The sequence below is a fragment of the Thermophilibacter sp. genome (assembly GCF_966187215.1).
On sequence record NZ_CBIFYV010000086.1, the window covers coordinates 1 to 5,553 of the forward strand.

Here is a 5,553-nt window from a genome sequence, read left to right on the forward strand (position 1 = left end):
ACGTCCGAGTTCTTGACCGTCGAGAGCCGGTGCGCGATGACGAACACCGTGCGGCCCTGCATCAGCGCGTCCATGCCGCGCTGCACAATGGCCTCCGTGCGCGTGTCGATGGAGCTCGTCGCCTCGTCCAGGATCATCACCGGCGGGTCCGCGACGGCGGCGCGCGCTATCGAGATCAGCTGCCGCTGGCCCTGCGAGAGGTTCGCGCCGTCTCCGGTCAGGAGCGTCTGATAGCCCTCCGGCAGGCGGGTTATGAAGTCGTCCGCGCCCGCGAGCTTCGCCGCGGCGACGCATTCCTCGTCCGTCGCGTCCAGGCGCCCGTAGCGGATGTTCTCCATGACCGTGCCCGTGAAGAGGTTCGTGTCCTGCAAAACGATGCCCAGCGCGCGGCGGAGGTCGCTCTTGCGGATCTTCGTGATGTTGATGCCGTCATAGCGGATCTTGCCGTCCGCGATGTCGTAAAAGCGGTTGAGCAGGTTCGTTATCGTGGTCTTGCCCGCGCCCGTCGCGCCGACGAAGGCCACCTTCTGGCCCGGCTTGGCGTAGAGCGAGATGTTGTGCAGCACCGTGTGCCCCGGCTCGTAGCCAAAGTCCACGTCAAAGAGGCGCACGTCGCCGGCGAGCGGCGTGTACGTGACGGTGCCGTCGGCCTGGTGCGGGTGCTTCCACGCCCACTGGCCGGCCCAGGAGCCGTCGCGGCGGTCGCACTCCACGACGGTCCCGTCGCGCTCGGTGCGGCAGGCAACCAGGTCGACGTAGCCCTCGTCCGCCTCCACCGGCTCGTCGAGCAGCTCGAAGATGCGCTCGGCGCCGGCGAGGCCCATGACCACGGAGTTCACCTGGTTGGAGATCTGGCCGATCTGGTTGGCGTACTGCTTGGTCATGTTGAGGAACGGCACCGCCACGGCGATCGTGAGCGGCAGGCCCGAGAGCGACGGGTTGGCCACCCCCAGCACCAAAAACGCGCCGCTCGCCACGGCCACCACCACGTAGAGCAGGTTGCCCATGTTCATGAGGATCGGCATGAGCGTGTTGGCGTAGGAGTTGGCCGCGCGCGCCGCCGCCTCGAGCTCGTCGTTGAGCTCGTCGAAGGCGGCCTCGGTCTGGCGCTCGTGGCAGAAGACCTTGACGACCTTCTCGCCGTTCATGACCTCCTCGACGTGGCCCTCCACGGTGGCCACCGCGCGCTGCGTGCGCAGGAAGTTGCGCGCCGAGCGGCTTCCGAGCGCCTTGGCGAGAAGCGCCATGATCGCGGTGCCGCCCACCACCACCAGCGTCAGCGGCAGGCTGTAGAAGACCATGATGCAGCCCACCGAGACGAGCATCAGGCAGGTGAGGAACAGCTGCGGCATCGACTGCGCGATCATCTGGCGCATGGCGTCGATGTCGTTGGTGTAGTAGCTCATCACGTCACCGTGCTGGTGCGTGTCGAAGTAGCGGATCGGCAGGTCCTGCATGTGGTCGAACATCAGGCAGCGGAACTTCTTGAGCGCGCCCTGCGTGAGGATGGCCATGCACTGCTGCCACACGGCGTTGCAGACGAGGCTCGCGAAGTACAGGACGGCGAGAAGCGCCGCGTTCTGGAAGATCTGCGGCTGCGCGCTGGCCCAGTCGCCGGTCTGCCAGAACTCGCCCACCACGGTGAGCGCGCGCTCCATGAAGACGTTGGGCATGGCCTGCACCACGCACTGCACCAGGATGCAGACGGCCACGGCCGGCAGCATCACCGGATAGAAGCCGCGCAGCATCCTGAGGACGCGCAGCGCCGTCCTGCCCATCGAGCGCGGGGCACGCCCGCGCGCGGTCTGCTCAGCGCTCATCGGCGCTCACCTCCAGCTGTCCGAGGTCCCTCTCGTCGTGGCTCTGCTTGTTCTGGGAGAGGTAGACCTCCCGGTAGATCGCGTTGCGGCGCAGCAGCTCCTCGTGGGTGCCCACGTCGTTGACGCGCCCGCCGTCCATGACCACGATGCGGTCGGCGTCCTCGACGCTCGAGGTGCGCTGCGCGATGATGATCTTGGTGGTCTCGGGCAGGTAGGAGCGCAGCCCCTCGCGGATGAGGCGGTCGGTCTTGGTGTCCACCGCGCTCGTGGAGTCGTCCAGGATGAGGATCTTGGGCCGCTTGAGCAGCGCGCGGGCGATGCACAGGCGCTGCTTCTGGCCGCCGGACACGTTGGTGCCGCCCTGCTCGATGTGGGTGTCGTACTTGTCGGGGAAGGTCTGCACGAACTCGTCGGCCTGGGCCAGGCGCGCCGCCTCCAGGATCTCCTCGTCGGTGGCGTCGGGGTTGCCCCAGCGCAGGTTCTCGGCGATGGTGCCGCTGAACAGCACGTTCTTCTGGAGCACCATGGCCACGCCGTTGCGCAGGGTGTCGAGGTCGTAGGAGCGCACGTCGAGGCCGCCCACGCGCACGCGGCCCTCGGTCACGTCGTAGAGGCGCGGGATCAGCTGCACGAGCGTGGACTTGGCCGACCCCGTGGAGCCGATGACGCCGATGACCTCGCCGCTCTTGATGTGCAGGTCGACGTCGCGCAGGGCCTCGTGGTCCTTGTCGCCGCGGTACGAGAAGCCCACGTGGTCGAAGTCGATCGAGCCGTCCGCGATCGAGGTCACGGCGTCGGCGGGCTGCTCGATCGTGGTGGTGGCCTCCAGCACCTCGTAGATGCGGCGCGCGTTCTCCTCGCTCATGACCACCATCGCGAAGATCATCGAGAGCATCATCAGGCTCATGAGCATCATGAAGCCGTAGGTGATCAGCGACGAGAACTGCCCCACGTCCAGCAGCTCGCCGCGGGTGGAGATGATCGCGTAGGAGCCCGCGTAGATGACGAAGACGATGACCGCGTACACGCAGAAGTTCATGATCGGCGCGTTGAGGGCCAGGATGCGCTCGGCGAAGGTGAAGTCGGAGCGGACCTCCTCGGAGGCGCGCTCGTACTTCTGCTTCTCGTAGTCCTCGCGCACGTAGGACTTGACCACGCGGATGCCGGCGAGGTTCTCCTCGGCGCGCTCGTTGAGGGCGTCGTACTTGCGGAAGATGCGCTGGAAGATGGGGGTGACCGTGCGGATCACGGCAAACAGCGCCACCGCCAGCACCGGGATGATGACCACGAAGACCACCGCGAGCCAGCCCGCCATGGACCACGCGGCCGCGAAGGCGAGCACGAGCATGAAGGGGCTGCGGATGGCCGTGCGGATGAGCATCATGAAGGCCATCTGGACGTTGGTCACGTCGGTGGTGAGGCGCGTCACCAGCGAGCTCGACGAGAACCGGTCGATGACCTCGAAGGAGAAGGTCTGGATGTTGTAGAACATGTCGCGGCGCAGGTTCTTGGCAAAGCCCACCGACGCCTTGGCGCAGGTGAGGCCCGCCGCCGCGCCGAAGGCGAGCGAGATGACGGCCATGAGGGCCAGCACCGCGCCGCTCTGGGTGATCTCGCCGAGGCTCGCGCCGTCGCGGATCGCGTCGATGAGCTCGGCGGTGCGCAGCGGGATCATGATCTCGAAGACCACCTCGCCGAGCACCAGAAGCGGCGTGGCGAGGGTCGCGCCGCGGTACTGGCGGATGCTCCCGACCAGGTGGCGCATGATGGCGAGATAGCTCATGTGCGCCGCGGTCTTCTCGAAGCTCTGGTCGGCTGCTAGCGCTTGTTGCATGCGGCCTCTCCCTTCTTGGTCGCGTGCTCGGCCCCGAGCTCGCGCCAGTGCGCCGCGAGTCGGTCGAGCTTGTCCGCGAGGTCGTCGACCTCGTCCTCGGTCAGGCACGCGAGCGCCCGTCGCTCGAAGGCGCGGCGCTCCTCCACGACCTCGCGCGCGCGGGCGCGGCCCGCCTCGGTGAGCGCGATGGTCTGCTGGCGGCGGTCGGTCTGGGAGCGCAGGCGCGTGACGAGCCCCTCGCCCTCGAGCTTGGCCAGGAGCTCCGAGAGCGACGCCGACGCGATCGGCGATGACTCCTGCAGCGCGCGCTGCGCCATCGTGCCGCCCGCGTCGAGCAGCCGCGCCAGCACGTGCTGCTTGCCGCTGCGCCCCCCGTGGTGCAGGTGCAGGAAGTACCCGAAGTACCCCAGGTCGTGCAGGATTCGTTGCTCGACGGTGCCGTCGTCACGGCTGTCCATGCGTTGCGCCCCCTTCTCGACGCCCGTGTGCCGCGCATCACTCTGAGCCGGCGGGGGAGAGGTGTCAAGGTACCTTGCGATTTTTCAGCGAGGGCACAGAACTTCGGTGGGGTGAGGGGCGCTCGGTGATCGGTTCGCGGTGTCCTGCTCCTGCCACGAATCCCCACCGATTGGGTGTTTCGCCCCCGCCGCGTCGCCGAGAAGCCCCGTCCCGTCGCAAAGCTCCCGCGACTGGGTGGCATCCTTGATGTCCGTGTCCCGAACGGGGTCCGATTGGGTGCCCCTCTCGCCCCGGACTTCTCGCCACCTGCGCGTTCTTGTTGAAGCGCGCCCGGTGACATCAAGGATGCCACCCAGTTGCCCCCGTCTTCTGCGTCCCCTCTCGGCCCGTCTGCCCACATCCGTCAGATTGACGCTTGTGGACGGCGGCGCGGCCGTCTGGGCTCCTCTGTTCCAACCCACATTCGTCGACATGACGTTTGTGGGTACCGCGGCGGCCCCTGTGCCTCCGTCATCGTCGCACACATCCGTCAGTTTGACGCTCGTGGGTGACGAGAGAGGGGCGGCGGGAGATGCGAGGGCGCACAGAAGCGTCAGATTGACGGATGTGGGCAAAAGGGCCGAGAAGCCCGGGCGGCGAGAAGTCCGCGCGGCGCCGCGGCACAGAGAAGGGCCCACGCAACGTTATGAGGAGCGGGCCCCGGAGGCGGCGAGAAGCTCCTCCCGCCGCTACTCGAGCTCGAAGGCCCCGGTGTAGAGCTGGTAGTACACGCCGTGCTTGGCGATCAGCTCGTCGTGGCTGCCGCGCTCGATGATGCGGCCGTGGTCGAGGACCATGATCGCGTCGGAGTTGCGCACGGTGGAGAGACGGTGCGCGATCACGAACGTGGTGCGCCCCAGCATCAGGGCGTCCATGCCGCGCTGCACGATCTCCTCGGTGTGCGTGTCGATGCTCGAGGTGGCCTCGTCGAGGATCATGACCGGCGGGTCGGCCACCGCGCAGCGCGCGATGGACAGCAGCTGGCGCTGGCCCTGCGAGAGGTTGGAGCCGTTGTCGGTGAGCATCGTCTGGTAGCCGTCGGGCAGGCGCTTGATGAAGCCGTCGGCGCCCACCAGGTGCGCGGCGGCCTCGCACTCGGCGTCGGTGGCGTCGAGGCGGCCGAAGCGGATGTTGTCCATCACGGTGCCGGTGAACAGGTTCACGTCCTGCAGCACCATGCCGAGCGAGCGGCGCAGGTCGTCCTTCCTGATCTTGTTGACGTTGATGCCGTCGTAGCGGATCTTGCCGTCGGCGATGTCGTAGAAGCGGTTGATGAGGTTGGTGATGGTGGTCTTGCCCGCGCCGGTCGAGCCGACGAAGGCGATCTTCTGGCCGGGCAGGCCGTAGAGGTTGATGTCGTGGAGGACGGTCTTGTCGGGATTGTAGCCGAAGTCCACGTCA

Annotated in this window: 4 protein-coding genes; all 4 read right to left on the reverse strand. The window is 67.4% G+C overall.

The genetic code is table 11. The features are described from left to right. A partial coding sequence (locus ACWTSU_RS07070) for an ABC transporter ATP-binding protein (RefSeq protein ID WP_455139164.1) occupies positions 1 to 1,820 on the reverse strand: 1,820 nt, incomplete at its 3' end. Then, on the reverse strand, positions 1,810 to 3,654 hold the full coding sequence (locus tag ACWTSU_RS07075) for an ABC transporter ATP-binding protein (RefSeq protein WP_455139165.1): 1,845 nt from the start codon (positions 3,652 to 3,654) through the stop codon (positions 1,810 to 1,812). The genes ACWTSU_RS07075 and ACWTSU_RS07070, both read right to left, overlap by 11 nt. Further along, complete coding sequence (locus ACWTSU_RS07080; RefSeq protein ID WP_455139166.1) at positions 3,639 to 4,112, reverse strand: MarR family winged helix-turn-helix transcriptional regulator; 474 nt, start codon at positions 4,110 to 4,112, stop codon at positions 3,639 to 3,641. The genes ACWTSU_RS07075 and ACWTSU_RS07080 overlap by 16 nt, the downstream gene beginning before the upstream one ends. A gap of 729 nt (positions 4,113 to 4,841) precedes the next feature. Continuing rightward, on the reverse strand, positions 4,842 to 5,553 hold a 712-nt coding region (locus ACWTSU_RS07085), incomplete at its 5' end, for an ABC transporter ATP-binding protein (RefSeq protein WP_455139167.1).

Bases quoted from the DNA above. Each gene is read 5' to 3' on its own strand.
- ACWTSU_RS07075 (WP_455139165.1), bottom strand. From the start codon at position 3,654: ATGCAACAAGCGCTAGCAGCCGACCAGAGCTTCGAGAAGACCGCGGCG.
- ACWTSU_RS07080 (WP_455139166.1), bottom strand. From the start codon at position 4,112: ATGGACAGCCGTGACGACGGCACCGTCGAGCAACGAATCCTGCACGAC.